The 24,221-nt window shown below is 70.4% G+C and carries 30 protein-coding genes; 17 read left to right on the top strand and 13 right to left on the bottom strand.

Features of this window, described 5'->3' with window-relative positions; all coding sequences use genetic code 11:
- The first annotated feature begins 10 nt into the window (after positions 1 to 10).
- Together ACFWV3_RS38225 and ACFWV3_RS38220 are read left to right on the top strand one after the other, a co-directional pair.
- Entirely contained in the window at positions 11 to 694 is a 684-nt protein-coding gene (locus ACFWV3_RS38225; RefSeq protein ID WP_382418810.1) for a TetR/AcrR family transcriptional regulator, read from the top strand.
- Complete coding sequence (locus ACFWV3_RS38220; protein ID WP_382418809.1) at positions 694 to 1,002, top strand: DUF4873 domain-containing protein; 309 nt, start codon at positions 694 to 696, stop codon at positions 1,000 to 1,002. Before ACFWV3_RS38225 ends, ACFWV3_RS38220 begins: the two co-directional genes overlap by 1 nt.
- A gap of 65 nt (positions 1,003 to 1,067) precedes the next feature.
- Here the strand turns inward: ACFWV3_RS38220 and ACFWV3_RS38215 are convergent, their stop codons facing one another.
- A complete protein-coding gene (locus ACFWV3_RS38215; RefSeq protein ID WP_382418847.1) occupies positions 1,068 to 1,292 on the bottom strand; it encodes a DUF3107 domain-containing protein in 225 nt (74 codons plus the stop codon).
- Between the two features lie 43 nt (positions 1,293 to 1,335).
- Positions 1,336 to 1,977 carry a ferritin-like fold-containing protein gene (locus ACFWV3_RS38210; RefSeq protein ID WP_382418808.1) on the bottom strand — a complete coding sequence of 214 codons (642 nt, stop codon included), beginning with the start codon at positions 1,975 to 1,977 and terminating at the stop codon, positions 1,336 to 1,338.
- 279 nt (positions 1,978 to 2,256) lie between these two features.
- On the opposite strand from ACFWV3_RS38210, the gene ACFWV3_RS38205 reads away from it, so the two are divergent.
- The 3 genes from ACFWV3_RS38205 to ACFWV3_RS38195 are packed head-to-tail and all read left to right on the top strand — an operon-like array spanning position 2,257 to position 6,112.
- Positions 2,257 to 3,876, top strand: coding sequence for a DEAD/DEAH box helicase (locus ACFWV3_RS38205; RefSeq protein ID WP_382418846.1), 1,620 nt, complete (start codon positions 2,257 to 2,259; stop codon positions 3,874 to 3,876).
- Positions 3,877 to 3,881: 5 nt separating this feature from the next.
- Positions 3,882 to 5,225, top strand: coding sequence for a hypothetical protein (locus ACFWV3_RS38200; RefSeq protein ID WP_382418807.1), 1,344 nt, complete (start codon positions 3,882 to 3,884; stop codon positions 5,223 to 5,225).
- 8 nt (positions 5,226 to 5,233) lie between these two features.
- A complete protein-coding gene (locus tag ACFWV3_RS38195) occupies positions 5,234 to 6,112 on the top strand; it encodes an alpha/beta fold hydrolase (protein WP_382418806.1) in 879 nt (292 codons plus the stop codon).
- A 3-nt stretch (positions 6,113 to 6,115) separates the two neighbouring features.
- Here ACFWV3_RS38195 and ACFWV3_RS38190 read toward each other — a convergent pair whose 3' ends face one another.
- From ACFWV3_RS38190 to ACFWV3_RS38180, 3 genes are all read right to left on the bottom strand, one after another.
- Complete coding sequence (locus tag ACFWV3_RS38190; RefSeq protein WP_382418805.1) at positions 6,116 to 6,553, bottom strand: hypothetical protein; 438 nt, start codon at positions 6,551 to 6,553, stop codon at positions 6,116 to 6,118.
- Positions 6,550 to 7,857 carry an O-antigen ligase family protein gene (locus tag ACFWV3_RS38185; protein ID WP_382418804.1) on the bottom strand — a complete coding sequence of 436 codons (1,308 nt, stop codon included), beginning with the start codon at positions 7,855 to 7,857 and terminating at the stop codon, positions 6,550 to 6,552. Before ACFWV3_RS38185 ends, ACFWV3_RS38190 begins: the two co-directional genes overlap by 4 nt.
- Positions 7,858 to 7,957: 100 nt before the next feature.
- Positions 7,958 to 8,566 (bottom strand): prepilin peptidase, encoded by a 609-nt coding sequence (locus tag ACFWV3_RS38180; protein ID WP_382418803.1) that lies wholly within the window; start codon positions 8,564 to 8,566, stop codon positions 7,958 to 7,960.
- A gap of 204 nt (positions 8,567 to 8,770) precedes the next feature.
- Here ACFWV3_RS38180 and ACFWV3_RS38175 point away from each other — a divergent pair, with 204 nt between their 5' ends.
- The 10 genes from ACFWV3_RS38175 (at position 8,771) to ACFWV3_RS38130 (ending at position 17,423) form a co-directional block, all read left to right on the top strand.
- Complete coding sequence (locus ACFWV3_RS38175) at positions 8,771 to 8,959, top strand: Flp family type IVb pilin (RefSeq protein WP_382418802.1); 189 nt, start codon at positions 8,771 to 8,773, stop codon at positions 8,957 to 8,959.
- On the top strand, positions 8,959 to 9,117 hold the full coding sequence (locus tag ACFWV3_RS38170) for a Flp family type IVb pilin (RefSeq protein WP_382418801.1): 159 nt from the start codon (positions 8,959 to 8,961) through the stop codon (positions 9,115 to 9,117). Before ACFWV3_RS38175 ends, ACFWV3_RS38170 begins: the two co-directional genes overlap by 1 nt.
- A gap of 70 nt (positions 9,118 to 9,187) precedes the next feature.
- Positions 9,188 to 9,586: a TadE/TadG family type IV pilus assembly protein gene (locus tag ACFWV3_RS38165; protein ID WP_382418800.1), complete on the top strand. Its 399-nt coding sequence runs from the start codon at positions 9,188 to 9,190 to the stop codon at positions 9,584 to 9,586.
- Positions 9,577 to 10,656, top strand: coding sequence for a TadE/TadG family type IV pilus assembly protein (locus ACFWV3_RS38160; RefSeq protein WP_382418799.1), 1,080 nt, complete (start codon positions 9,577 to 9,579; stop codon positions 10,654 to 10,656). Before ACFWV3_RS38165 ends, ACFWV3_RS38160 begins: the two co-directional genes overlap by 10 nt.
- A 16-nt stretch (positions 10,657 to 10,672) precedes the next feature.
- Positions 10,673 to 11,422 (top strand): Flp pilus assembly protein CpaB, encoded by a 750-nt coding sequence (cpaB, locus tag ACFWV3_RS38155; RefSeq protein ID WP_382418798.1) that lies wholly within the window; start codon positions 10,673 to 10,675, stop codon positions 11,420 to 11,422.
- 8 nt (positions 11,423 to 11,430) lie between these two features.
- The gene (locus ACFWV3_RS38150) at positions 11,431 to 12,588 is read left to right on the top strand and encodes a CpaE family protein (RefSeq protein ID WP_382418797.1); all 1,158 of its coding nucleotides are present in this window, start codon (positions 11,431 to 11,433) and stop codon (positions 12,586 to 12,588) included.
- Entirely contained in the window at positions 12,585 to 13,937 is a 1,353-nt protein-coding gene (locus tag ACFWV3_RS38145) for a CpaF family protein (protein ID WP_382418796.1), read from the top strand. Before ACFWV3_RS38150 ends, ACFWV3_RS38145 begins: the two co-directional genes overlap by 4 nt.
- On the top strand, positions 13,934 to 15,532 hold the full coding sequence (locus ACFWV3_RS38140) for a VWA domain-containing protein (protein ID WP_382418795.1): 1,599 nt from the start codon (positions 13,934 to 13,936) through the stop codon (positions 15,530 to 15,532). The genes ACFWV3_RS38145 and ACFWV3_RS38140 overlap by 4 nt, the downstream gene beginning before the upstream one ends.
- 1 nt (position 15,533) lies before the next feature.
- Positions 15,534 to 16,421, top strand: coding sequence for a type II secretion system F family protein (locus ACFWV3_RS38135; protein WP_382418794.1), 888 nt, complete (start codon positions 15,534 to 15,536; stop codon positions 16,419 to 16,421).
- 357 nt (positions 16,422 to 16,778) lie between these two features.
- Positions 16,779 to 17,423: a response regulator gene (locus ACFWV3_RS38130; RefSeq protein ID WP_382418793.1), complete on the top strand. Its 645-nt coding sequence runs from the start codon at positions 16,779 to 16,781 to the stop codon at positions 17,421 to 17,423.
- Positions 17,424 to 17,894: 471 nt separating this feature from the next.
- Here ACFWV3_RS38130 and ACFWV3_RS38125 read toward each other — a convergent pair whose 3' ends face one another.
- Both ACFWV3_RS38125 and ACFWV3_RS38120 read right to left on the bottom strand, forming a co-directional pair.
- The gene (locus ACFWV3_RS38125; RefSeq protein ID WP_382418792.1) at positions 17,895 to 18,215 is read right to left on the bottom strand and encodes a hypothetical protein; all 321 of its coding nucleotides are present in this window, start codon (positions 18,213 to 18,215) and stop codon (positions 17,895 to 17,897) included.
- Positions 18,216 to 18,245: 30 nt separating this feature from the next.
- Positions 18,246 to 19,085, bottom strand: coding sequence for a RecB family exonuclease (locus tag ACFWV3_RS38120; protein ID WP_382418791.1), 840 nt, complete (start codon positions 19,083 to 19,085; stop codon positions 18,246 to 18,248).
- Between the two features lie 213 nt (positions 19,086 to 19,298).
- Between ACFWV3_RS38120 and ACFWV3_RS38115 the strand changes: the two genes are divergently transcribed.
- Positions 19,299 to 19,601 carry an arsenate reductase family protein gene (locus ACFWV3_RS38115; protein ID WP_382418790.1) on the top strand — a complete coding sequence of 101 codons (303 nt, stop codon included), beginning with the start codon at positions 19,299 to 19,301 and terminating at the stop codon, positions 19,599 to 19,601.
- On the opposite strand, the gene ACFWV3_RS38110 is transcribed toward ACFWV3_RS38115, so the two are convergent.
- The 4 genes from ACFWV3_RS38110 to ACFWV3_RS38095 all read right to left on the bottom strand — a co-directional run bounded on the left by ACFWV3_RS38110 (position 19,598) and on the right by ACFWV3_RS38095 (position 21,965).
- A complete protein-coding gene (locus tag ACFWV3_RS38110) occupies positions 19,598 to 20,212 on the bottom strand; it encodes a MarC family protein (protein WP_382418789.1) in 615 nt (204 codons plus the stop codon). The two genes, ACFWV3_RS38115 and ACFWV3_RS38110, sit on opposite strands and share 4 nt — an antisense overlap.
- A 12-nt stretch (positions 20,213 to 20,224) precedes the next feature.
- The gene (locus tag ACFWV3_RS38105) at positions 20,225 to 21,085 is read right to left on the bottom strand and encodes a PHP domain-containing protein (RefSeq protein ID WP_382418788.1); all 861 of its coding nucleotides are present in this window, start codon (positions 21,083 to 21,085) and stop codon (positions 20,225 to 20,227) included.
- A 36-nt stretch (positions 21,086 to 21,121) separates the two neighbouring features.
- Positions 21,122 to 21,682, bottom strand: coding sequence for a PH domain-containing protein (locus ACFWV3_RS38100; protein WP_382418787.1), 561 nt, complete (start codon positions 21,680 to 21,682; stop codon positions 21,122 to 21,124).
- Positions 21,683 to 21,746: 64 nt separating this feature from the next.
- Positions 21,747 to 21,965, bottom strand: a complete 219-nt coding sequence (locus ACFWV3_RS38095; protein ID WP_035913535.1) for a hypothetical protein — start codon at positions 21,963 to 21,965, stop codon at positions 21,747 to 21,749.
- A gap of 81 nt (positions 21,966 to 22,046) precedes the next feature.
- Here ACFWV3_RS38095 and ACFWV3_RS38090 point away from each other — a divergent pair, with 81 nt between their 5' ends.
- Positions 22,047 to 22,460 (top strand): NUDIX hydrolase, encoded by a 414-nt coding sequence (locus ACFWV3_RS38090; protein WP_382418845.1) that lies wholly within the window; start codon positions 22,047 to 22,049, stop codon positions 22,458 to 22,460.
- Positions 22,461 to 22,489: 29 nt separating this feature from the next.
- Here the strand turns inward: ACFWV3_RS38090 and ACFWV3_RS38085 are convergent, their stop codons facing one another.
- Together ACFWV3_RS38085 and ACFWV3_RS38080 are read right to left on the bottom strand one after the other, a co-directional pair.
- Entirely contained in the window at positions 22,490 to 23,485 is a 996-nt protein-coding gene (locus tag ACFWV3_RS38085; protein ID WP_382418786.1) for a DUF2332 domain-containing protein, read from the bottom strand.
- A 1-nt stretch (position 23,486) separates the two neighbouring features.
- Complete coding sequence (locus ACFWV3_RS38080) at positions 23,487 to 23,990, bottom strand: MaoC family dehydratase (protein WP_090099673.1); 504 nt, start codon at positions 23,988 to 23,990, stop codon at positions 23,487 to 23,489.
- Between the last annotated feature and the right edge of the window lie 231 nt (positions 23,991 to 24,221).

The raw sequence follows: 24,221 nt of genomic DNA, 5'->3' as shown, positions 1-24,221 counted from the left end.
CGTGCGTCACATGGCACGCACTGTCAAGGGGCCGGACGCGCGACGTGAGCGGTGGAAGGGTCACCGCGAGCAGCGCAGGGCGGAGTTCGTCGAGGCCACGATCGCCGTGGTGGCCAAGAAGGGCCCCGACGTCGGCATGGAGGACGTGGCCGCGGAGGCGGGCGTCAGCAAGCCCGTGCTCTACCGGCACTTCACCGACAAGTCCGACCTGTACCTGGCGGTCGGCCAGAAGGCCACCGAGCTGCTGATGGACCGGATGGGTCCCGCGCTGCTGGCCGAGGGCCCGATCCGCGGCCGCATCGAGGGCATCGTCGACGCCTACCTGTCGGTCATCGAGGAGAACCCGAACCTCTACCGGTTCGTGGTGAAGGGCTCGTTCGTCGACCGGCCGGTGGAGAAGGACGTCGTCGCCGAGGACAAGAACCTCATCGCGACCACGCTGGCCCGCATCCTCGGCGACTACCTGCGCGCGTTCGACATGGACTCCGGCGGCGCCGAGCCGTGGGCGCACGCGCTCGTCGGCATGGTGCAGAACGCGGGCGACTGGTGGCTCGACCGCCAGACCATGTCCCGCGAGAACCTGAGCGACTACCTCGCCACGATCATCTGGCACGCCATCGACGGGCTGCTGCGCTCGGCCGGCGTCCAGGCAGACCCGGAAATGCCCCTCACCCCGCTGCGATTGGTGGACTGATGAGCGAGCACGACGAAGAGGGCTACACCGGCCCGGCCACCCTCGTCTTCGACACCGGGGAGATCGCGGTCGAGGTCGAGCTGCGGGGCTACTTCCAGCCGATCGACGGCCGCTACCACTGGTACGGCCGCGTGAAGAAGAACGACGAGGTCACGACCCGTGTCGAAGCGGGCACGCGCAAGGCGTTGCTGCGCACGCCGACCGGCGAGGCCGAAGGGACGCTGACCGACCAGGACCCGTGGGGCCGCTACCGGGTCGGCGGCACCTCGACGCCGCCGTACAAGATCGAGGAACCCGCAGAGCACTGAAGACGAACGCTGAAGACGCGCGAAAGCCCCGGCCGATCCGGCCGGGGCTTTCGCGTTTCACGATCTCAGGCGCCGAACCCGACCTTGCGCGAGTCCTGCGGGCCGATCTCCACGTACGCGACGCGGCCAGCGGGCACGACGAACCGCGCGCCCTTGACGTCCACCAGCGACAGCACGCTGGCCTTGCCGGACACCGCGTCGGCCACCTGCGCCTCGACCTCGGACGGGTTTGCCTCCACGGTCACGACGAGTTCCCGCGGGCTGTCCGCGACGCCGATCCTGACCTCCACGCTGACCTCCGTGCTCAAGAGAAAAATCTACGGCCGAGCCTACCTAGCCCAGACCCAACTGCGTCATGCGCCGCGCGTGCGACTGCTGGAGCCGGCGGAACAGCTGACCGATCCCGGCGAGGTCCCCGGAGCCCCTGATGATCAGCTCCGAGAGGCCGTCCCGCTCCGCCACCACGTACTGGGCCTGCGTCAACGCCTCGCCGAGCAGCCGGCGGCCCCACAGCGCGAGCCGGTCGCGGACCCGCGGATCGGACTCGACGGCGGCCTGGACTTCGCGCTCAGCGAACGCCGAGTGCCCGGTGTCGGCGAGCACGTGCAGCACGAGCTCCTTGGTCGGCTCGTCGAGCCACTCGGCGATCTCGCGGTAGAAGTCGGCCGCCAGCCCGTCGCCGACGTAGGCCTTCACGAGCGACTCGAGCCACGACTTGGGGCTCGTCGACTCGTGGAACGCGTCGAAGCCCTTCACGAACGGGTCCATCGCGTCCTCGACGGCGATGCCCTCCGCCCCGAGGTGCTTCTGCAGCAGTGTGAAGTGACCGATCTCCGCGGCGGCCATCTGCGCCAGCGCGGCGCGGCCCGCCAGCGTCGGCGCCGAACGCGAGTCCTCTGTCATGCGGTCGAACGCCGAGAGCTCGCCGTAGGCAAGCGCTCCCAGGAGATCGACGACACCCTCCGCAACACCCATGCCGCTGAGCCTAGTGCGGCCGGGCCCCCGCCCACCTGCCGATCGCCGCGTTCCCGCGGCCGATCGCACCCCCTCGGGCAGCTCTCGGTGATCGGATTCGTCGCGCTGGGTGGTCAAATGCGTCTGGGCAGGTAGAATGGCCCTGGACGCCCGGCGTGACGAGTGTGACGAACCGCCGCGAGGCGCACGAAATGGTGCGCGTACACCTTTCCCGCAGCTGCTCCACAGAGCGCGGTCGAGAGGCCCGGCAGGGCTCGTACGCGCTTGGTACGAGAGAGGCTGATCACCCTGACCGCTGAAGTAGAAGCACATCTGGACCCGGTCCTCCTGGAACACAGCGAGGCCGGAGTTCCCGAGGAAGACACGTCGCACCCGCTGCTGGCAGACGCCCCGGTGGAGACCGAAGCCCCCACGTTCGCCGAGCTGGGCGTGCGCGAGGAGATCGTCAAGGCGCTCAGCGAAGCCGGCATCGAGCGCACGTTCGCCATCCAGCAGCTGACGCTCCCCATCGCCCTCGCCGGCGACGACGTCATCGGCCAGGCGCGCACCGGCACCGGCAAGACCCTCGGGTTCGGCGTGCCGCTGCTGCACCGCGTCGAGACCCCCGGCGACGGCACCCCGCAGGCCCTCGTGGTCGTCCCGACCCGTGAGCTGTGTCTCCAGGTGTCGCACGACCTCACGGACGCGTCGAAGCACCTGGACCTGAAGGTCGCCGCCATCTACGGCGGAATCCCCTACGAGCGGCAGATCGCGCAGCTGCGCAAGGGCGTCGACGTCGTCATCGGCACGCCCGGCCGCCTGCTCGACCTGGCCGAACAGCGCCACCTGGTGCTCGGCAAGGTCCGCATGCTGGTGCTCGACGAGGCCGACGAGATGCTCGACCTGGGCTTCCTGCCCGACATCGAGCGCATCCTGAACATGGTCCCCGACCAGCGCCAGACGATGCTGTTCAGCGCGACCATGCCGGGCCCGATCATCACGCTCGCCCGCACGTTCCTCACGCAGCCGACGCACATCCGCGCCGAGGAGAACGACGCCGGCCAGACGCACGAGAACACCTCGCAGTTCGTCTACCGCGCGCACTCGATGGACAAGCCGGAGATGCTGGCCCGCGCCCTGCAGGCCCGCGACCGCGGCCTCACGATGGTCTTCGCGCGCACCAAGCGGACCGCGCAGAAGGTCGCCGACGACCTGACCGAACGCGGGTTCGCCGCGGCCGCCGTGCACGGCGACCTCGGCCAGGGCGCGCGGGAGAAGGCGCTGCGGGCGTTCCGCAACGGCAAGGTCGACGTGCTGGTCGCCACCGACGTCGCCGCGCGCGGCATCGACATCGACGACGTGACGCACGTCATCAACTACCAGTGCCCCGAGGACGAGAAGACCTACGTCCACCGCATCGGCCGCACGGGCCGCGCCGGGCGCACGGGCGTCGCGATCACGTTCGTCGACTGGGACGAGACGCACCGCTGGCAGGTCGTCGACGAGCTGCTCGGCCTCGGCCAGCCGCTGCCGGTCGAGACCTACTCCACGTCGGAGCACCTCTACAACGACCTCGGCATCCCCTCGGGTTCGACGGGCCGGCTGCCGCTGAGCCACCGCACCCGCGCGGGTCTCGACGCCGAGGAGGAGGAGAACCTCGACGCCGGCAAGCGCAAGCGCCGTCGCCGCACGGGCTCCGGTTCCGGTCCCGGTGGCGCCGACCAGGCGTCGGAGTCGAACGAGGAGACCCGTCCGAAGCGTTCGCGGGCGCGCACGCGCAGCCGTGGCGGCGTCACGCAGGAGGGCCAGCAGGCCGAGGCGGCGACGTCCGAACCGGCCGACAAGCCCGCCTCGGACAAGCCGCGCCGGCGCCGTCGTCGCCGAACCTCTGCCGAACAGGCCGCTCCTTCGGCAGACTGATCACCATGTCGTCCCCCGGTTCCGACGTCACCGAGGTCGAGGACGTCCTCGACGAGCCCGCGCACGCAGCAGCGTCCGAGCAAGGGCCCGTCGAGGAACGCCCGCCCGCCCGGTCCTGGCGCACCCGCGCCGATTTCATCGCCGTCGCGGTGATCGCCGTCGTCTCGCTCGTCGCGTCCGTCCTGACCTGGGCGTTCAGCGACGCTCGTGCCACGACGTCGGTCACCGGGCCGTCGTCGTGGGAGCAGCTGCCCGAGGTCGCCGCGCTGCCGCCGTCGCTCGCCGAGGTGTGGCGGGCGAAAAGCGGTGCGACGCAGTCCCCCGTGGTCGTGCTCACGCCGTCGGTCCAGACCGGCGAGGAGAAGCCCTCGGCGATCGTCACCGGCGACGGCGGCACGGTCCACGGCCGTGACCCGCTGACGGGTGACGTCCGGTGGACCTACGAGCGCGACCTGCCGCTGTGCGTGGTGAGCACGGGCTGGGGCCGCGCGATGGCGCTGTACTCGAAGGGCACTAACTGCTCGGAGCTCACCTCGCTCGACGGGGTGACCGGCGAGCGGCGGGCGCAGCGCAACGGCGACGCGGAACCGGGCACGGCATTGCTCAACGAGGGGTCGCACCTCATCACCACCGGGTCGAAGTTCCTCGAGGTCTACCGGCGCGACGACCTGGTGCGCTCGCTCGAGTACGGCACCCTGCGCGCGATCGTGAACCCCGGCAAGCAGCCGCGGGCCGGCTGCACCTACGGGTCGGTCGCGGTGACGTCCGGCCGGTTCGCGATGGTCGAGCGCTGCCCGGAGGACGCCTTCGACCGGATCTCGGTGCTCAAGCCGAACCCGGACAAGTCCGACGAGCCGAAGGTGTTCGCGAGCGTCCTCACCGGCGGCAAGAACGTGCAGGTCGTGGGCGTCACGGAGAAGCTCGTCGCGGTCGCGGTGCCGAACCCCGGCCGGCTGCTCGTGTTCGACGCCGAGAACGGCACGCAGATCAGCGACACCCCGCTCGACGTGCCGGACGCCGACTTCGTCGACCCGCCGAACCACGTGGCGCGCACGTTCTCGACGAAGACGAACGTCTTCTGGTTCTCCGGTTCGAAGACGATCGCCCTCTCGCAGGACACGCTCACTCCACTGTGGACTGCCGATGGCGCGCTGGGTGCCGGCACGACGCTCGCGGGCCGCGCGCTGATCCCGGTGAAGGACGGTCTGCGGGTGTACGAGCAGGCCACCGGTGCCGTCGTGGGGACGATCAAGGTGAACCGCGGGGACTACTCGGGCCCTGTGCAACTCGCCACAGCGGGTCCCGTGGTGCTCGAGCAGCGTGGCGAAACCCTGGTCGCACTGCGATAGTGCGTCACGTGTACTCGCAGATCAGCCCGCACCGGGCGCACCGCGTCGACCTCCCGGGCCGCTACGGCACGATCGCGGCGCTGCGCGCGCCCGCGCTGGGCGACGACGCGATGCGCACGACGGTGGTGCTGGTGCCGGGCTACACGGGGTCCAAAGAGGACTTCGCGCCGATGCTCGACCCGATCTCGGACGCGGGCTTCGAGGTCGTCGCGATCGACCTGCCGGGCCAGCAGGACTCGCAGGGTCCCGACGACGAGGCGCTCTACCGCCCCGGCCCGCTCGGGTCGGTGCTCGCCGAGCTGATCGGCAAGATCGCCGCGGACGGCCGCCGGGTCCTGTTGCTGGGCCACTCCTACGGCGGCCTGGTGTGCCGGGCGGCGGTGTTCGCGGGCGCCCCGGTCGTCGGGCTCACGCTGATGTCGTCCGGCCCGTCGGAGCTGCCCGCGGGTGACCGCCGCGCGGTGCTGGAGGTCGGCGAGCACGTGCTGGCCGAGCAGGGTGTCGAGGGCACGCAGAAGCTGAACGAGCTGCGGTCGGCGCAGAACCCGGCGTGGGCCCTGGTTCCGCAGGAGCTGAAGGACTTCTACCGCGCGCGGTTCCTGAAGTCGCCCGCCGCGGCGTTGCTCGGCATGGGCAACGGCCTGCGCCACGAGCCGGACCAGGTGGCGAAGCTGGCCCGCGCACTGCGGTCGTCGGGCACGCCGTGCCTGGTGGTGTGCGGTGACGCGGACGACGCGTGGAGCCCAGCCGCTCAGCGCGACATGGCCGAACGGCTGGACGCCGACTTCGCCGTGCTCCCCGGAGTGATGCATTCCCCGAACACCGAGGCACCGCACGAGCTCATGGCCACCCTGCTCCCGACGTGGCGAGCCTGGCTGACCTCCTAGTGGTTACAGGCTGACGCGGATCTCGCGCTCGTCCCGCGCGGCCACGTTCGGGTAGCCCCGCACCTCGGCCTTCGCGAACACCGGCGTGAGCAGGCTGAACGACCGGCCCTCCGCCGTCACGTTGACCGTGATGGTCTCGAACCCGCCGGTGCAGTTCAGGTTGTCCCGGTAGGCGCCGCCGGACGCGATGCCGCCGAGCACCGACTGCGTGAGGTTCAGCTGCAGGTACGGCGACTGCGTGCCGACCGGGCAGGAGTAGGTCACCTGGGTCTCGAGCACCGCGCCGAGCGACTTCCACTTCGCCGGCGTCTCGACCCTGACGGCGCCGAGCGAAGGCGACTGCGCGCTCACGTCCGCCATGACGGGCGCGATGGACGCGAGGACCGCGCCACCGGCAACCGCGACGACGGCCAGGGTTCTGCCCCCGGAGAGCTTCTTCATCCTGTTACCCCCTCAACCTTTCCGCCCCTCGTGGACGGAAACCCCAGACCGGCGCAGAGGCCGGCGACGACGAGCACCACGGGCAGGTGCCACAGGAAGTCGAAACCGCTGTGCACCAGCAGGACGGCGACGGCCGCCAGCGCTCCCGGCCACAGCGGGGTGCCACGTCCCCGCCACAGCGCGATCAGCACCACGACCACCACCCCCAGTGCCAGCACCAGTCCGACGGCTCCGAGCTCCACCAGCACCTGGAGGTACTCGTTGTGCACGTAACGCATCACACGGGTGCCCTGGTTGCTGTGCTCGAAGAAAAAAGATCCATTTCCCGGCCCGACGCCCAGCACCGGCCTGCGCGCCACCAGTTCCAGCGCCGCGCCGGTGGCCCCCGCGCGGTCCGGCGAGCTGAACGAGAGCCGCGTCGCGAGCCCGTCCGCGAAGGCGAGCGCGGCCGCCACGCCACCGGCCGCGAGCAGCAGCGCGAGCGGGAGCGCGAACCGGCCGAGCCGGCGCAGGCCCAGTGCCACCACGGCTCCCGCGACCAGTCCACCGACCGCGAGCAGCGGCTTCGGCTCGTCGGCGACCCGCATGGACGGCAGCAACGCCGCCATGGCCACGACCGCGCCCAGCAACGGCGGCAGGGCGGCGACGATCGTCCTCTTCCAGCCCCAGCTCAGGCACAGCACGAGCAGACCGGCCGCCAGCGCGACCGCCCCGGCCCGGCTCATCGTCGCGCCGATTCCCGTGCACAGCAGGAAACCCGCGCCCGCCGTGAGCAGCGTCGGCCGCAGGACCAGCGACAGCACCACGCCCGCCGCCATCACCGCGGCGGCGGCGTTCGGGTAGGTCAGCGTCGACGCGGCCCGCAGCAACCCCTCCGCGACCGTCGTCCACGACGGCACCCGGAACACCACGGCCACCCACCCGGTCAGCCCGACCAGCGCGCCGACGCCGGCGACGACCGTGCCGAGCACCTCGCGCTGGTCCTGATCAGTCTGCGCCACCACGAGAACAGCGCCGACGAACACACCGGCGGCCGCCGCGGTGGGCACTCCCGAGAGCACGTCCCCCTCGAGCAGCCCGCGCACCAGCGCCCACAACGCGAGCACGCCACCCAGCGCGGCGACGAGGTTGTGCCGAGGACGTGCCAGCACGACGGCCACGCCGACCAGCAGCCAGGACATGACCCGTCCTGGCAGGTAGTACCCACCCTGCGCGACCACGGCGGCGGCGAACGCGGCCAGCACCAGCAACACCGGAAGGGGCAACGCGACCGATTCCCGGCGCGCGCCAACGACTTCCCCCACAGCCATTACTTCCCCCAGAAGTCCCGACCCGCCTCCCCAAGCGGATCGAGAGCACACAGTAGGTGACGAACCGGCTCGGCGGAAGTGCGAGTTCCGCCCGTCAGCTCAGCAACACCGCCGCGAACGCGCCGAGCAACATGAACGGCCCGAACGGCAGCGTGCTCTTGAGCGTGACCCGGCGCAGGGCCAGCAGAACCAGTGACACCACGGCGGACAGCACGAACGCCAGCGCCGCGCCGAGCAGCAGCACCGGCCAGCCGAGCCACGCGAGCGCCATGCCGACGACCCCGGACAGCTTCACGTCGCCGTGGCCCATTCCAGCTGGGTTGACGAGCTCCAGCACCCGGTAGACGACCACGAGCGCGAGCCCGCCGAGCACCGCGCGGCCGAGCGCGCCGAACGTGCCGCCGGTCAGCGCGGACACCGTCAGCAGGGCCAGCACGAGCGGGTACGCGGGCAGCGTCAGCACGTCCGGCAGCCGGCGCTCGGCCGCGTCGACGAACGCCAGCGCGACCCCGACCGCGCCCAGCGCCGCGAACGCGAGGACCTCCGCGGAACCGGCGAACTTGACCGCGAGCACCGCCAGGACGGCGGCCGACACCGCCGGCAACGCGATGCCGGTGCGCGTGAACCGGTTGACGACCTCGCGCAGCGCGACCCCCGAGACGAGGCCGCCCACGGCACCTCCTGCCGCCCAGAGAACCATCATGCGCTCGACGGTAGGTCGCGTACGATCTCGACGGAACGTGACGATGGCAGGTCTGACCGGCGGGCCGACGGCGTGTCCCCCTTCCGGCCGACAACGTCGTCCGATCAGCGCTTTCGGCCTGTCTCTTCGGCCGATACCGAACGAGCACGGTGGTCACTCAGAGTGGCGGTGTCCCGATTCGGACCCTTCCCCCAGGAGACCGCGATGCTCACCTTCCTCAGCTACGTGCAGACGTTCCTCACCCGCACCGCGAAGCGCGAAGACGACCGCGGCGCCACGGCGGTCGAGTACGGCCTCATGGTCGCGCTGATCGCCATCGTGATCATCGCGGGTGTCACGCTGCTCGGCACGAACCTGCTGGCCCTGTTCAACGAGATCGCCGGCAAGCTCTGATGCGCCGACGTCAGCACGAAGCGGACCGCGGCGCCACCGCCGTCGAGTACGGCCTGATGCTGGCGTTGATCGTGGTCGCCGCCATGGTGGCCATCACGGCCGTCGGCGTGAACATGAACGAGATGTACGAGTTCATCGCCGACCTCGTCGACGTCTGACGTCTCCTGTTCCCGCGCGGCCGGCGGTCCCCCTTCCCCCAGCCGGCCGCGCACCCACTTCGGAGCGGTCATGAAGAGAGATGCTCGCGATCGCGGCGCGACCGCTGTCGAGGTCGCCCTGCTGATGCCGATCCTGCTCGTGCTGGTCATGGGCATCGTCGACTTCGGGCGCGCGCTGCACGCCCAGATCACCCTCACCCAGGCGGCCCGCGAAGGCGTGCGCGTCGCCGCGTTGAAGCAGTCCGGCGCCGCCACCCGCACGCAGAACGCCGCGACCGGCCTGTCCGGCGTCGGTGTCTCGGTCACCTCGTGCCCTGCCGGGTCCGCGGGCGGTGCGAGCGCCGAGGTGAAGGCCACCTACACGTTCAGCTTCATCACCCCGGTCGGCGACCTCGCCGGGATGCTCGGCGGCGCGAGCTTCGGCTCGCCGATCACCTTGAGCGCCAAGGGGGTCATGCCATGCGAGTGAAGGCGGACGACCGCGGCGCGCTCGGCGTGCTCATTTCCATCCTGCTCGGGTTCGGCGTGCTGCTGGGCATGGGCGCGATCGTCATCGACGCCGGCATGCTCTACCAGGAGCGCGCGGAGCTGCAGAACGGTTCCGACGCGGGTGCCCTCGCCGTCGCCCGCGGCTGTGCGACCGGCGCCTCGACCTGCATGGTGAACAAGGCCAACTACTACGCCAACCACAACGCCAAGGACGGCGTGTCCACTGTGGAGCAGGTGTGCGGGTTCGACGGCAACAGCGTGCTGTCGGCATGCCCGGCCTCGACCGGCAAGATGGTCGACTGTCCCGCGAAACCGGCTTCCGGTACCAAGTACGTGGACGTGCACACCTCGACGCAGACCGGCAGCGGGGACACACTGCTGCCACCCGCGTTCTCCAGGTCGTTGCTGGGCAACGACTCCTACGCCGGGACCCGCGTCCACGCCTGTGCCCGCGCCACGTGGGGACCGCCGAAGACCGCGACGACGATCGCGTTCACCATCTCGTGGTGCGAGTGGTCGACGGCGACTTCCGGCGGCACCGTGTTCGGCCCGGTTCCCCCTGCGACGCCGCCGTTGTCCGCGCACCGGGTGCTCAAGCTGCACACCACGAGCGGCACGGGTTGTCCCGGTGGCCCCGCGGGGTCGGACGGTCCCGGTGAGTTCGGCTGGGTCGACGAGGTCGACGACGACTGCTCGGTGCTGATCACGAACAACACCTACAGCGCGGACACCGGCGCCTCGGCCGGCAAGGACTGCAAGACCGCGCTGGCCGCGTCGTGGTCCTCGCACACCGCGGTCTGGCTGCCCGTCTACACGAAGGTGACCGGCACCGGCACCGGTGGCACGTACACGCTGTCGGGCTTCGCGGGCTTCGTCATCACCGGGTACTGGCTTCCCGGCGCGTCGCAGAAGGACTGGCTGACGAACAAGAACGAGTGCAAGGGCTCGGACAAGTGCATCGCCGGCTACTTCGTCCAAGGCCTGATGCCGAACTCCGGCACCATCGGCGGCCCCGACCTCGGTGTCCGCATCGTCCAGCTCACCGGCTGAAACTCCAGGAGCAGTCATGAAGAACCGCGCATTCATCATCGTCCTGGCGGTGGTGCTGGCCATCTGCGGCGCCGCCGGGGTGTTCCTCTACGTCAAAGGCGCCGACTCGCGCGCCATCGCCGGGCAGCAGGCCGTCACGGTGCTCGTCGCGAAGGAGCGCATCCCGGCGGGCACCAGCTCGGAGTCCTTGAAAGAGCTGGTGGAACAGCAGCAGATGCCCAAGAGCAGCGTGCCCGGCAACGTGCTGTCCGAAGTGGACTCGTCGTTCGCGAAGCTGGTCACGTCGTCGGAGCTCGCCGAGGGGCAGCTGCTCACGAGGTCGTCGTTCACCGAGGAGGCCTCGCTCGCCAAGGGGATCTCGATCCCCGACGGGATGATCGCGGTGACCGTGCCGACGGAGGCGTGGCAGCGGGCGGGCGGCCTGATCCAGAAGGGGTCGAAGGTCGCGGTCTTCGACACCTTCACGGTGATGGACGGCAAGGGCAACACCCCCGCCGGTGACGGCCTGTCCAAGCAGTACGAGCGCAACCAGTCCACCCGGCTGCTGCTGACCGGGCTCGAGGTCCTCTCCGTCGTCGACGAGAAGAAGGCGGCGGAGGACGGCGACGTCGGCAAGGCCATCGTGACGGTCGCGGTGAAGCAGGCGGACGCGGAGAAGCTCATCCACGGCCAGCAGACGGGAACGCTCTACTTCGCGCTGCTCGGCGGCAAGTCCGACATCGCGCCGGGCAACGGCGTCGACAACCGCTCACTGTTCGGGAACTGAGGCGCGCCATGACGATCCTGTGTGAACCGGCCGCCGGGGCCGGACAGCTCTCCCCCGCCGCCGGCAGCGCGGTCGTCACCGCCGCGGACCTCGCGGAAGCCGGCCGGCTGCTCGCCGCGGACCCCGCCGAGCTGCTCGTCGTCGTCGGCCCTTCGATCGGCCTGGACGACGCCCTCGCGTTCGCCGAGGCACTTCGGGTCGACCGGCCCGCGGCCGGTGTCGTGCTGGTGCGCGAAGCACTCGACGTCGTCGTGCTGACGCAAGCGCTGCGCGCGGGTGTTCGTGAGGTCGTCGCACGGGACGACCGCACGTCCCTGGCCGATGCCTGTGCCCGGTCGCGGGCGCTGTCCGCGCAGGTGACCGGGGTGGTCCCCCGACCTCGGGCCGAGGAGCGCAGGCACGGCCAGGTGATCACGGTGTTCGCGGCGAAGGGCGGCTGCGGCAAGACGACGCTGGCGGTGAACCTCGCGTCGGTGCTCGCGGCCGGCGGCGCGCGGTCGGTGTGCCTGGTGGACCTCGACCTGGCGTTCGGCGACGTCGGCATCTGCCTGCGCGCCGAACCGGTCCGCACGATCGTGCACGGGCTCGGAATGCTCGGCCACGTCGACGTGACGGGAGCATCGTCGCTGCTCACGGCGTGCCGGCCGGGCCTGAGCGCGTTGCTCGCGCCGGTCGAGCCCGGTGACGCGGAACGGATCCCGGCGTCGCTCGTGGGCGAGCTGCTGGCGGTGCTGCCGACGATGTTCGACTTCGTCGTGGTCGACACCCCGTCGGCGTTCAGCGAGCACGTGCTGGCGGCGATGGACGCCTCGCATCACCACGTCGTGCTGACCACGCCGGACGTGCCGTCGTTGAAGAACCTGCGCGTGACGCTGGACATGCTCGACCTGCTGTCCTACTCGCACGACATCAGGTCGGTCGTGCTGAACCGGTCCGACTCGAAGGTCGGCCTGACGATGGACGACATCGACCGCGTGGTGCGCAGCGACATCCGCGCGCACGTGCCGTCCAGCAGGGACGTGCCGATCTCGGTCAACAAGGGCAACCCGATCGTCCTCGACCAGCCGAGGCACCCGGTGAGCGAGGCGATCGCGCGGTTCGCCCGCGAGCACGTGCTCGCCGAGCCCGTTGCCGCCGCCAAGTCCTCGAAGAGGTGGTTCCGATGAGCCTCGCCAACCGCATCGCCGCCCAGCGGGAGTCCGCGTCTCCCACCCCGGTGACGCGCCGCAACGTCCGTGCCGCGGACCCGTTCGCCGAGGTCAAGCGCAGCGTCCACGCGGGGCTGCTGGAGGTGCTGGGCCCGAAGCTCTACGACGCGCACCTCGACCAACGGGAGCTCGAAACCCGTGTGCGCCAGACGTTGCAGGCCGTGCTGGAGCGCGACGAGACGCCGTTGACCAACGCCGACCGCGCCCGCATCGCGCTGGAGGTGCTGGACGAGATCCTGGGCCACGGCCCGCTGGAGCCCTACCTGCGTGACGCGAGCATCTCCGAGATCATGGTCAACGGCTTCGACCAGGTCTACGTCGAACGCGGCGGCCGGCTGGAGCCGGTGCCGGTGGCGTTCGCGGACGAGTCGCACCTGCGCCGCACGATCGACAAGATCGTCGCCAAGGTCGGGCGCCGCGTCGACGAGGCCTCGCCGATGGTGGACGCCCGCCTGCCCGACGGCAGCCGCGTGAACGCCGTGGTGCCGCCGATCGCGCTGGACGGTTCGGTGCTGACGATCAGGAAGTTCGCCTCGGACCCGTTCACCGTCGACGACCTGGTCGGGTTCGGCACGCTGACGCCGGCCACCGCGTTCCTGTTGCAGGCCTGCGTGCACGGCCGGATGAACGTCCTGATCGGCGGCGGCACCGGCTCCGGCAAGACGACGACGTTGAACGTGCTGTCGTCGTTCGTGCCGCCGGACGAGCGCATCGTGACGATCGAGGACGCGGCCGAGCTCCAGCTGCGCCAGGACCACGTGCTGCGGCTGGAGGCGCGGCCGCCGAACGTGGAGTCGCGCGGCGAGGTGGCCGTGCGCGACCTGGTCCGCAACGCGCTGCGGATGCGGCCGGACCGGATCATCGTCGGCGAGGTGCGCGACGGCGCCGCGCTGGACATGTTGCAGGCCATGAACACCGGCCACGACGGCTCGATCACGACCGTGCACTCGAACTCGCCGCGCGACTCGTTGTCCCGCCTGGAGACCATGGTGCTGATGGCGGGCGTGGACCTGCCGGCGCGGGCGATCCGGGAGCAGATGGCGTCCGCGATCGACCTGATCGTGCACCAGTCGCGGCTCAAGGACGGCACGCGGCGGATCACTCACATCACCGAGGTCATCGGGATGGAGGGCGATGTCGTGACGCTGCAGGACATCTTCACGTTCGACTTCCACGCGGGCGTCGACGAGCGCGGGTTCTACCGCGGCGGCCTGAGGTCGACGGGGTTGCGGCCGCACTTCGTGGAACGGCTGCGCGACCGGGGCGTCGACGTTCCCCCGCACCTGTTCGCAGGAGGTCCGCGATGAGACTTCTCGCCGGGTTCCTGGTCGGTGTCGTGCTTTCGCTGCTGTTCAGCGCTTTCGCCGTCGCGGCACCGTCGCGCGGGGTGGTGGTGCTGCTCGACACCAGCGGCTCGATGGCACCGGATCGGATCGTCGTGGCGCGGCAGGCGATCGCGACCTACGTGAGCTCGTTGCCCGCCGACGTGCAGGTCGGGCTGGTCGCGTTCTCCTCGCAGCCGTCGCTCGTCCTCCCGCCGACCGCGGACCGCTCCGTGTTCGCCGAGGCGCTGAACCGCTTGCAGGCCAAGGGTGACACGTCGTTGTTCGACGCCGTCCCGGTCGGGTTGTCGGCGTTGCAGGGCATCTCGGAACGGCGGATGGTCGTCGTGTCCGACGGCGAGGACACCGTGAGCAAGTCCACTGTGGACGCCGCGGTGGGTGCCGTCGCCGCCGCGGGTGTGCCGACCGACGTCATCGGTTTCCAGTACAGCGACGACGCCCTGCGCCGGATCGCCGCCGCCGCGGGCGGGCGTCTGCTGACGGCCTCCGACGCCGGTGCCCTGGCCGCCGCTTTCGCCGCGCTGGCAGTGCCTTCCGCCGTGCCGCCGGCTCCTGTCGTCTCGGCTGCTCCGGCCCCTGTGGCGGTGCCCGCTCCGGTCGCCGGGCAGAACTGGCAGGCCGGTGCGCTGATCGCCGGGACGTTCCTCGTGGTGTTCTTCGTCGCGGTGATGGTGCTGACGCCCCGGCGCACGTCCGTCGGGAAGAAGCTGGAGCGCCACCTGGAGCTCTACGGCGCGCAGGAACCCGTCGAGCAGGAGGAGAGCCAGGCCGCGCAGACGGCCGTGGTGTGGACGCGGCGGGTGATGAGCGACGTCGGCGCCGCCCGGCTGGCCGACCGCCTCGACCTCGCCGGCATGAAGGCGAGCGCGGCGGAGTGGACGCTGCTGCGGATCTGCGCGTGTGCCGCTCTGGCCGCACTGCTGACGGTGGCGACGACGTGGTGGTTCGGCCTCCCGGTGGGCGCGCTGGGCGGGTGGCTGGTGACGGCACTGGTCGTGCGCGCCCGCACCGCGAAGCGCTGTGCCGCGTTCGCCGACCAGCTCCCGGACGTCCTGCAGCTCGTCGCGAGCTCGCTGCGGTCGGGCTTCTCGCTGGCCCAGTCGATCGACGCCGTGGTGCGCGACGACACCCAGCCCACCGCGGGCGAGTTCTCCAGGGCCCTCGCCGCCACCCGCATCGGCGCCGAGCTGGAGGACGCGCTGGACCGCGTGGCCCTGCGGATGCGCAGCGCCGACCTGACGTGGGTGGTGATGGCCATCCGCATCCAGCGCCAGGTGGGCGGCAACCTCGCCGAGGTGCTGATGACGACGGTCACCACCATGCGCGATCGTTCCCAGACACGGCGGCACGTGCGCGCGCTGTCGGCGGAGGGCCGCCTGTCCGCGTACGTCCTGGTGGGTCTGCCGGTCTTCTTGGCGGTGTTCCTGTTCTGGTTCCGTGCGGACTACATGCGCCCGCTCTACACCACGTTGATCGGCATCGTGATGCTCGCGTTCGCCGGCGTGATGGTCGTCCTCGGCTCGTTGTGGATGCGCAAGCTCGTGCGCGTGGAGGTGTGACATGGCACTGGTGCTGGGACTCGGCTGCCTCGTTCTGGCGGTGTTCCTGGGAGCCGCGGCCTTCGTGGTCAGACCACGTGCGACCGCCGCCGGCTCGCTCGCCCTGATCGAGACGAGCTACTCGGCCGCACCGCCGGCCACCGCCGCCACGGCGGCCGCCTCCCCGAGCTGGCTGCGCTCGATCGCCCTGCGCCTGTCCCCGTCGGGCGTGGCGGCGGGCCTGCAACGCCGCCTGGACCTGGCCGGCAACCCGCCGACCTGGACCCCGGACCGCGTCCTGGCGGCGAAGGGCCTGTGCCTGCTGCTGGGCGGCGTGGTGGGCGGCCTGCTGGGTGTCGGGTCGGTCGGCTGGTTCGTCACGGGCTTTCTGGTGGTCGCCGCGTTCGGCTTCTTCCTGCCCGACCTCCTGCTGCTGAACGCGGGCCAGAAACGCCAGACGTCGATCCGCCGGGCCCTCCCGGACGCCCTGGACATGCTCACGGTGTGCGTGGAAGCGGGCCTGGGCTTCGACGCCGCCCTGGCCCAGGTCGCCCGCAACACCACGGGCCCGCTGGCCCGCGAATGCGCCCGAGTGCTGCAGGAGATGCAGATCGGCAAGTCCCGCAACGAGTCCCTGCGAGCCCTCACCCTCCGCACCACGGTCCCGGAGCTCCGCGCCTTCGTCTCGGCCCTGACCCAGGCGGGCGAACTGGGCGTGCCGATCGCCGCGGTGCTGCGCGAACAGGCGCGCGAGATGCGCCTGCGCCGACGCCAGCGGGCGGAGGAGATGGCGCAGAAGGTGCCGGTGAAGATCCTGTTCCCGCTGATCGTGTGCCTGTTCCCGGCGATGTTCGTGGTGATCATCGGGCCGGGGGCGATCAGCATCGCGCGGGTGTTGACGGGGTTGTGACCGAAGGCCGGGCGGGGTTGGGGTTGAACCTCGGGTTTCTGCGGTCGCTGGTGCCGGTGTCGTTGTGGCGGCGCCGGTACTGGCACGCCGGTGCTGCCATGCCGGGGACCGTCGCGCCGACGCCAGGCATCGGTCAGTGCCGAGGGCGTCGCACCGCCGTTGCCGTGGCGCCGGCAGCTGCCGCTTCAGCGCCAGTGCCGCCGCGCCAGTTCCGCCGCGCCGGCGCCAGTGCCGTTCTCCACGCCCGCAGGCCCCTGCCGACCAAGGTCCAAAGGCTCTATTAGCCCTTTCGGTGTAACCAACCAGCTCACCCGGAACGACAAGCGGGATGAACCTTCAGCCGAGAGGGGACAGCTCATGGAGACCAGCGTTGTCGTCGTCGACGGACACACGCTCACCCGAGTCGGCTTGAGGACGCTCGCCGCCACCAGCACCGACCTGGAAATCGTGGGCGAGGCGGACACGGCCGCCAAGGCCCTGAACGTCATCGCCGAACACGCACCGACCGTCGTCACCCTGGCCGTGCACCTGCCGGACGCCGACGGCCTCAGACTCGCCCGCGACCTGCGCGACCGCTACCCCGCGCTAGGCATCGTCGTCCTGACGGCCCAAGGCGAGGACGACGTCCTGTTCCGCGCCCTGGAAACGGGCGCGTCGGCGTTCGTGGGCAAGACCGCGCCGGAGAACGAGATCCTGTGCGCCATCAGACACGCGGCCGTGGCAGCCTCGTCGTTCACCGCGACCGGCCTGGCCGAAGCCATGGCCCGCCGCCAGTCGGCCGCGACCCGCCTGACGCTGAGCCCGCGCGAGTCCGAGGTGCTCGCGCTGCTGCGGGACGGCAATTCCATCCCGCAGATCGCGGGCCTGCTGTACGTCTCGCCGTCGACCGCCAAGACCTACGTGGCACGCCTCTACGAGAAGCTCCACGCCTCCAACCGGGCCCAGGCCCTGATGACGGCGTTGCGCGCCGGCCTGATCCAGAACGACACGGCCACGGCCTGAGCCGGCGCCCTCACCTTCCCGCGCGAGCCCGCCAACCTGACTCCCGACCCGAGCCCGCGCACATCACGCGGCTTCCGGCGCATCGCGCGGCTCCCGGCACATCACGCGGCTCCCGGCACGGCGCGCGGCTCTCGGCACGCGGCTGCCAGCTTGCCCGCATCGCGCGGGCGCGGTCGCTCGACTCTCCGCGGCCCGGTCTCGAACCACGTCCCCGGTACCGAACCCAGTGCCTGATCTCCAACCACAGCCGGTCCCGAACCCGGCGACCCACTCAAACCCGGCCACACAGGCCCGGCCACCTCGAGCCCGTCCTCTGCCCGACCCGACCCCCGCCCCCGCGATTCCTCCTATGCGGAACGAAGAAATCGCGATTTCGGTTCCCCGGTTGTCCACAGGCTACCGAAAACCAGGAACCCGCAGGTCAAGCCAACAGCACCCTGTGGATAACTCGGAACCGACGGTCAGAAAGACCTAGGCCCACCAGAAGACCCACAGGGTCACCCCGGCCACCACCAGCACGCCGAACGACGACACCGGCGCCCGCCAGTCCGCGTACCGGTCCGCCACGATCTGGCCGCCGACCGCCGCCAGCGCCGCCACCACGTGCGCGACGACCGAGAGCGTGCCGGGGCCCGGGAGGTCGCGGGAGTTCGCGTAGAACTGGACGCCGATGTTGCCCAGCGCGAGCAGCACCAGGCCCACGGCCAGCACGCCGCTCACAGCGCGCAGGACCCCGTAGATCCGCGACGGCCGCTTTGCTGCCTTCTCTTCCACGGCTGCTTCCACTTCCACGCCCGCCACCCTACGGCGAGCACATGAACGCTACGGAGCCAGCAGGTCCCACGGTTCGAGCGGTGGTGCGGCCGCCTGGCCCTCGGGACAGCTCCGGCGGAAGTCGCACCACTGGCACTGGCGGCCCGTCACCGGCGGGAACAGGATCTCCTGGTCACCGCCCGCCTTCAGCGTCTCGGTGGCCAGGTCGATCTCGTCGGCCGCCTCCTCCGCCCTGCGCACGTGCCGGGCCAGCGACTCCTCCGTGTGCTCCCACACCGCCACCGAACCGGACGGCAGGTGGTGCAGCTCGACGCGGCGGCACGGCTTGCGCAGGGTGCGACGGGCGGCGAGTGCGTATAAGGCGAGCGCTTGCGAGCCGCGGGCGTCGTCGGAGGTCAGGACGTGCCGGCCCGTCTTGTAGTCGACGATCACCAGCTCGCCGTCGCGGTAGTCGATGCGGTCGACCCTGCCCTCGGCGACGATCCGCTCGGTCGGCGACGACACCCAGCGCTCGACGCCCAGCGGCTCGAAGTCGACGTCCAGCGACGACACGTACTCGTGCACCCAGCCGCAGGCACGCGTGCGGTACTCGGCGGCCTGGTCGACGTCGCGGAAGCCCTCGGACTTCCACTGCCGGTTCACCAGCGCCACGGCCTGGTCCGGTGTGCGGCGTTCGGCGGGCAGGTCGAAGAGGGCCTTCAACGCGTTGTGGACCACGGCACCCAGCGTGTTGTGCGCCCAGGCTCCGCCCCTCGGTGGCGAGGGGCGGTCGAGGTACGTCATCCGGAAGCGGCGCGGGCAGTCCGTCCACGTCGAGAGCTTCGCAGGCGTGACGCGCACGAGCCGGCGCGGCGCCGTCGTGCCGAAGTCGAAGCCGAGTTGTTCCACCCCAACCAAGTTACTCAGGACCCCCGACAGTTTTTGATGCCCCCGCTCCGCAGGGGCGGCGAGTTCGTCTCAAGTCGGTCGTCCGGCCGAATCGCTCGTGCCGAACTGGGCTTCGCCGAGTTCGGCACGAGCGGTTGACCGGACGACCGACACGAACTCGCTTGATCGCCGGGCATCCGGACGACCGTCACGGACTCGCTAGATTGCGAAGCTATGGAGATCTGGCACAACCCGCGCTGCTCGAAGAGCCGCGCGGCCAAGCAGCGGCTCGAAGACGCAGGCGTCGACTACACCGAACGCCGCTACCTCGACGACGTCCCCACGGCCGAAGAGCTCGACGAAGTCCTGACCAAGCTCGGCAAGCAGCCGTGGGAGATCGCCCGCACCAAAGAACCCGCCTACCCGGCGGACCTCGAACACGACCGCGGCCAGTGGATCGCGCACATGGTCGCGAACCCGAGCCTCATCGAGCGCCCGATCATCATCGACGGCGACGGCGCGCGCATCGAGCGTTAGACGCCGGACGTGATGAACCCCTGCACCGACGACGCCACCAGCTGCACGGCGATCGCGGCCAGCAGCAGGCCGGCGATCTTGGCCATCAGCAGGATCCCGCTCTCCTTGAACACCTTGATCAGCAGCCCGGCGGACCGCAGCGTCCCCAGCAGCACGAGGTGCACGGCCACGATCGCCGCGGCCAGCGCCAGGTAGGACCCGAGAGTGCCGTCCGCCTGGCGCACGAACACGATCGTCGCCGCGATGGCGCCCGGCCCGGCCAGCAACGGCGTGCCGAGGGGCACCAGGGCGATGTTGACGTCCTCCACCTCGGGGTGGTTGGTCGCGCCCTTGCCGGTCAGCAGGTCCAGGGCGATCAGCAACAGCAGCAGCCCGCCCGCGCCCTGCAGGGCGGGGATGCCGATGTGCATGTACGCGAGGATCGAGTTGCCGGCGACCGCGAACAGCGTGATCACCAGGAACGACACCAGCACGCCCTGCCGCGCGGCTCGTTTGCGGGCGTCCCGCGACTTGCGGCCGACCAGGCCCAGGAACACCGGCACGGTGCCGGGTGGGTCCATGATCACCAGCAGCGTGATCGAGGCCTCGATGAAGAGCCGCACGTTGAACACGGTGACACCGCCCTAAGCTCCGACGAGGATCTCGGCGCCCGTCGCCTTCGCGGCCAGAGCATCCAGCATCTCCGGTGCCGTCGTCTCCGCGCCGAGCCGGACGGTCTTGTTCGTGCCGTGGTAGTCACTCGACCCGGTGACCAGCAGGCCCAGCTCGTCCGCGAGCAGCCGCAGCGCGTGGCGCGTCTCCAGGTCGTGGTCCGGGTGGTCCACCTCGACGCCGCCGAGTCCCAGCTCGGCCAGCGAGCGCACGACGGACGGCGCCACGACGGGGCCGCGGGACCGGGCGAACGGGTGCGCGAGCACGGTGACGCCGCCGGCCTCGGTGATCATCTCGATCGCGCGCTCGACGGGGGTGTCCGTGCGGCCCACGTAGTACTGGCCGCCGGTCAGGAACGTCGCGAACGCCTCGTCGACGGACGACACGACGCCGGCGCGGATCAGCGCCTGGGCGAGGTGCGGGCGTCCGGCGGGCGCGTCGAACGGCAGCCGGGACATCAGGTCGACCGGGTCGATGGGGAAGCCGTCGGCCTGCATCATCTCGGCCATCTTCTGCAGCCGGTGCCGCCGCTCCTCGCGCAGGCGGGACTGCTCCTTCATCAGCATGGCGTGCGTCGGGTCGTACAGGTACGCCAGGAGATGAACGGTGATGGTGCGGCCGTAGCCGTCAGGCGACGAGCACGACAGCTCGGCGCCGCGGACCAGCCGCAGGCCGGGGGGCAACGCCGCTTCGGCCTCCGCCCAGCCGGCGGCGGTGTCGTGGTCCGTGATCGCCACCGCGTCGAGTCCGGCCAGCGCCGCGGCTCTCACCAGATCCGCTGGACTGTCGGTGCCGTCGGACTCGGACGAATGGGTGTGCAGATCGATGACCACGTCGTCCAGTGTGGACGACGTGGAAATCCGGCTCCGCTACGGGACCATCTTCTTGCCGCGCGCGGCCCGCTGAGCCTTGATCATCGAGAAGCGTTCGGCCTGGGCCTTCTTGTCGCCGAAGGTCAGCTCCGAGATGGCGTCGTACACCTCTTCGGGGTCCGGCAGGAACTCCAGGCGGTTGAGGGCCTGGATCTGACCGGCCGACTCCACGATGAGCGTGCCGTAGCCGAACATGCGTCCGCCCACGGTGCGCTCGTAGGTGAGGTCGGTGACCTTGCTGATGGGCATCATCGCGACCTTGGTCTCGAAGACGCCCGACGTCAGCATGAACCGCTTGTCGGTCACGACGATGCGCTCGACCCACCACTCGATGATGAAGTACGAGAGGCGCAGCAGCACGATCAGCGCCCCGTACCACAACAGGTTCTGGATCAGGCTGGCGTCGGCCGGCGCGAGGTAGGAGATCATCATGAAGCCGGCGAGCAGCGCCGCCGCCTCCAGGACGTCCCAGATCAGGTAGGACCAGTGCCTGCGCACCCGGATGACCCGACGCTCGCTCGACAACAGGTAGTCGTCCGGATCACGTGGTGCGAACATGCGCTACCAGCCCTTTCTGGTACCAGCCAGTGCCCTGTCCCTGCCCCGCGCCGCTCGCGCGGAACTAGAACAATTGTCGCACGAAGGTGATCAGGGCCTCAGCCGCAGTTCGCAGCGAGTTGAGGATGTTCGTCACCAGCTGAGCCGCTTGCTGTGGCTCCGCGATGAGGAAGAACAGCAACAAGGCGATTCCGGCGAAAGTGAGAATCTTCTTCAAGTTCACGGTGTCCACCCCGTCCGCGTTCGCACCCGTTTGGCGCCGTTCGTGACCGTTGTACAGCACGATTCAGCACCTTGGGAGATTTGTACCGCAGCCGGGGTAGTGGACAGCACCGCCGATCCGGTGCGACTACGCTTCGTGATCGTGACGGCCAGCAACGAGCGCTCCATCCGCTGTGTAGGAGCAGTCGTCCATGACTCGACCGGGCGACTACTGCTCGTGCGACGCGCCAATCCTCCAGGTGAAGGCATGTGGTCGATACCGGGCGGGCGCGTGGAGTCTGGAGAGACGGACGAAGTCGCTGTGACTAGGGAAGTCTTCGAGGAGACGGGACTCTCCGTCACCGTCGGCGGACTGGTCGGCAGCGTTCAGCGTCCGGCCCCGAACGGGGTTTTCGCGATCTTCGACTACGAATGCCAGGTCACGTCGGGTGTGCTCCAAGCGGGCGACGACGCATCGGATGCCGCGTGGGTCGACAGTGCGACCTTGGCCACACTCGAGACGACCGAAGGCCTCCTGGAAGCGCTCTCAGAGTGGAACTGCCTGCCGAAGGCCTGATCAGGGTTCACGCGATCGAGGACGGCCGCTCAGCGCCAAACGAGACGTTGCCCGTGGGCCTCGGTGGTCGCGAGAACGGTCGTCGAGACCTCGGATTCACGCACTTGGACCAACCGCAGCTCACCGTCCTCGTGCGCCGCCCACCACGCTGACCTGCCCAAAGCAGACAAAGCAGGCACGAGGTCGAGCCCGGAGCCGCTCGTGATGACGACGATCGGCGCCTCGATCGGCTCGACCGCCTTGGCGAGGTCCGCGACCGGGTCGCCGGCCACCAGCCGCGGCGGGTTCTTGCGCAGCACCCCGGCGGCCACGCCGAACAGGCGCAGCTTCTCCGGCTGGTCCGCCCACACGCAGGCCTCCAGCCACGCGTACGCGTCCTCGTCGGCCAGGTCGGCGGGCGCGACGCCGATGCCAGCCTTCGCGGCCACCTTGACCGTCTTCGGCAGCTTCGGTAGCACGGCGCCGGGCGCGAGCTCCAGCGCGCAGTGCAGGCCCAGCGCGGCCTTGGCGGGCCCGGCGACGACCTGACCTGCCTCCGCGGTCTGGTAGCGGTAGGAGTACTGGTCGAGCCCGAGCAGCAGGCCCGCCGTCGTCGCGACCTCCACGAGCCCGATCGGCCCGCCCGCCTGCTTCGCCGCGGCGGCGACCGCCGGGTAGAGCAGGGCCGCGCGCCGCACCTCGTTGGTCTGGATCACCTGCGAAGCGACGAGCGCCCGCACGCGGTCCGCGCGTTCCAGCAGGAAGTCGCGGAACAACGGCCAGGTGCTCTCGTCCGCGCCGTAGGTGCCGCCGAGCGACGGGTAGTAGTTCGACAGCTGGTGGAACGGTTCGGCCTGCACGAGCCGATGCGCCGCCGCCAGCAGGAGCTCGCCCGTGGCGGCGTCCTCACCGGCGGCGGTCAGCAGGTCGGCGACCTCCGGATCCTCGGCGGCACGCGACGCCAGGTGCCCGTAGAGCGGCGAGGTGGCCGCGGCCTCCTCCGCGAACGCGCGCAGTCGGCTTTGTGCGAGGTCCAGAGAAGTCACTTCACTCCTTGGGTTCAGGGCGCCCCGGCTGCTCGCCACCGCGGGCCTCGCCGTAGGACTGCTTCGGCACCATGACCTTGCGCCTGAAGATGCACACGACCGTGCCGTCCTGCTTGTAGCCGCGAGTCTCCACGTAGACGACGCCCCTGTCGTCCTTGGACTTGGACGGCGTCTTGTCGAGCACCTCGGTCTCACCGTAGATCGTGTCACCGTGGAACGTCGGCTTCACGTGCCGCAGCGACTCGATCTCGAGGTTCGCTATCGCCTTGCCGGAGACGTCGGGCACGGACATGCCGAGCAGCAACGAGTAGATGTAGTTGCCGACGACGACGTTCTTGCCGAAGTCCGTCGTGTTCTCCGCGTAGTTCACGTCCATGTGGAGCGGGTGGTGGTTCATGGTGAGCAGGCAGAACAGGTGGTCGTCGTACTCCGTCACCGTCTTGCCCGGCCAGTGCTTGTAGACCGCGCCGACCTCGAACTCCTCGTAGTACCGACCGAACTGCACCGCGCCTCCAACTACGTGTGATCGAGATCTGTCCCGGGTGGGGAGACAGTCTTCACACGGAGGGAGTACCCTCGGCAACCGGTGTGTGAGGATTTCCACCACCAGTGACTTCGCCCCGAGGAGGTGAGGACCCCTAAATGAGCAAGGACCCCCACCCTGCCAGTACCAAGCGCGTCCTCACCGAGGTGGCCCTCTAGCCCGTTCTGGAACGGTTGAGCTTCCCGGTCAGGG

Source organism: Lentzea sp. NPDC059081 (assembly GCF_042738015.1).
GTDB lineage: Bacteria > Actinomycetota > Actinomycetes > Mycobacteriales > Pseudonocardiaceae > Lentzea.
The sequence above is the reverse complement of the archived record's forward strand: the minus strand, read 5'-3'. Positions and strand labels throughout refer to the sequence as shown.

Coding starts and splice junctions, on each gene's coding strand:
- cpaB (WP_382418798.1), top strand. CDS start 10,673: ATGAAGAACCGCGCATTCATCATCGTCCTGGCGGTGGTGCTGGCCATC.
- ACFWV3_RS38160 (WP_382418799.1), top strand. CDS start 9,577: ATGCGAGTGAAGGCGGACGACCGCGGCGCGCTCGGCGTGCTCATTTCC.
- ACFWV3_RS38145 (WP_382418796.1), top strand. CDS start 12,585: ATGAGCCTCGCCAACCGCATCGCCGCCCAGCGGGAGTCCGCGTCTCCC.
- ACFWV3_RS38130 (WP_382418793.1), top strand. CDS start 16,779: ATGGAGACCAGCGTTGTCGTCGTCGACGGACACACGCTCACCCGAGTC.
- ACFWV3_RS38200 (WP_382418807.1), top strand. CDS start 3,882: ATGTCGTCCCCCGGTTCCGACGTCACCGAGGTCGAGGACGTCCTCGAC.
- ACFWV3_RS38140 (WP_382418795.1), top strand. CDS start 13,934: ATGAGACTTCTCGCCGGGTTCCTGGTCGGTGTCGTGCTTTCGCTGCTG.
- ACFWV3_RS38115 (WP_382418790.1), top strand. CDS start 19,299: ATGGAGATCTGGCACAACCCGCGCTGCTCGAAGAGCCGCGCGGCCAAG.
- ACFWV3_RS38225 (WP_382418810.1), top strand. CDS start 11: ATGGCACGCACTGTCAAGGGGCCGGACGCGCGACGTGAGCGGTGGAAG.
- ACFWV3_RS38100 (WP_382418787.1), bottom strand. CDS start 21,682: ATGTTCGCACCACGTGATCCGGACGACTACCTGTTGTCGAGCGAGCGT.
- ACFWV3_RS38190 (WP_382418805.1), bottom strand. CDS start 6,553: ATGAAGAAGCTCTCCGGGGGCAGAACCCTGGCCGTCGTCGCGGTTGCC.
- ACFWV3_RS38180 (WP_382418803.1), bottom strand. CDS start 8,566: ATGATGGTTCTCTGGGCGGCAGGAGGTGCCGTGGGCGGCCTCGTCTCG.
- ACFWV3_RS38150 (WP_382418797.1), top strand. CDS start 11,431: ATGACGATCCTGTGTGAACCGGCCGCCGGGGCCGGACAGCTCTCCCCC.
- ACFWV3_RS38220 (WP_382418809.1), top strand. CDS start 694: ATGAGCGAGCACGACGAAGAGGGCTACACCGGCCCGGCCACCCTCGTC.
- ACFWV3_RS38135 (WP_382418794.1), top strand. CDS start 15,534: ATGGCACTGGTGCTGGGACTCGGCTGCCTCGTTCTGGCGGTGTTCCTG.
- ACFWV3_RS38170 (WP_382418801.1), top strand. CDS start 8,959: ATGCGCCGACGTCAGCACGAAGCGGACCGCGGCGCCACCGCCGTCGAG.
- ACFWV3_RS38210 (WP_382418808.1), bottom strand. CDS start 1,977: ATGGGTGTTGCGGAGGGTGTCGTCGATCTCCTGGGAGCGCTTGCCTAC.
- ACFWV3_RS38175 (WP_382418802.1), top strand. CDS start 8,771: ATGCTCACCTTCCTCAGCTACGTGCAGACGTTCCTCACCCGCACCGCG.
- ACFWV3_RS38165 (WP_382418800.1), top strand. CDS start 9,188: ATGAAGAGAGATGCTCGCGATCGCGGCGCGACCGCTGTCGAGGTCGCC.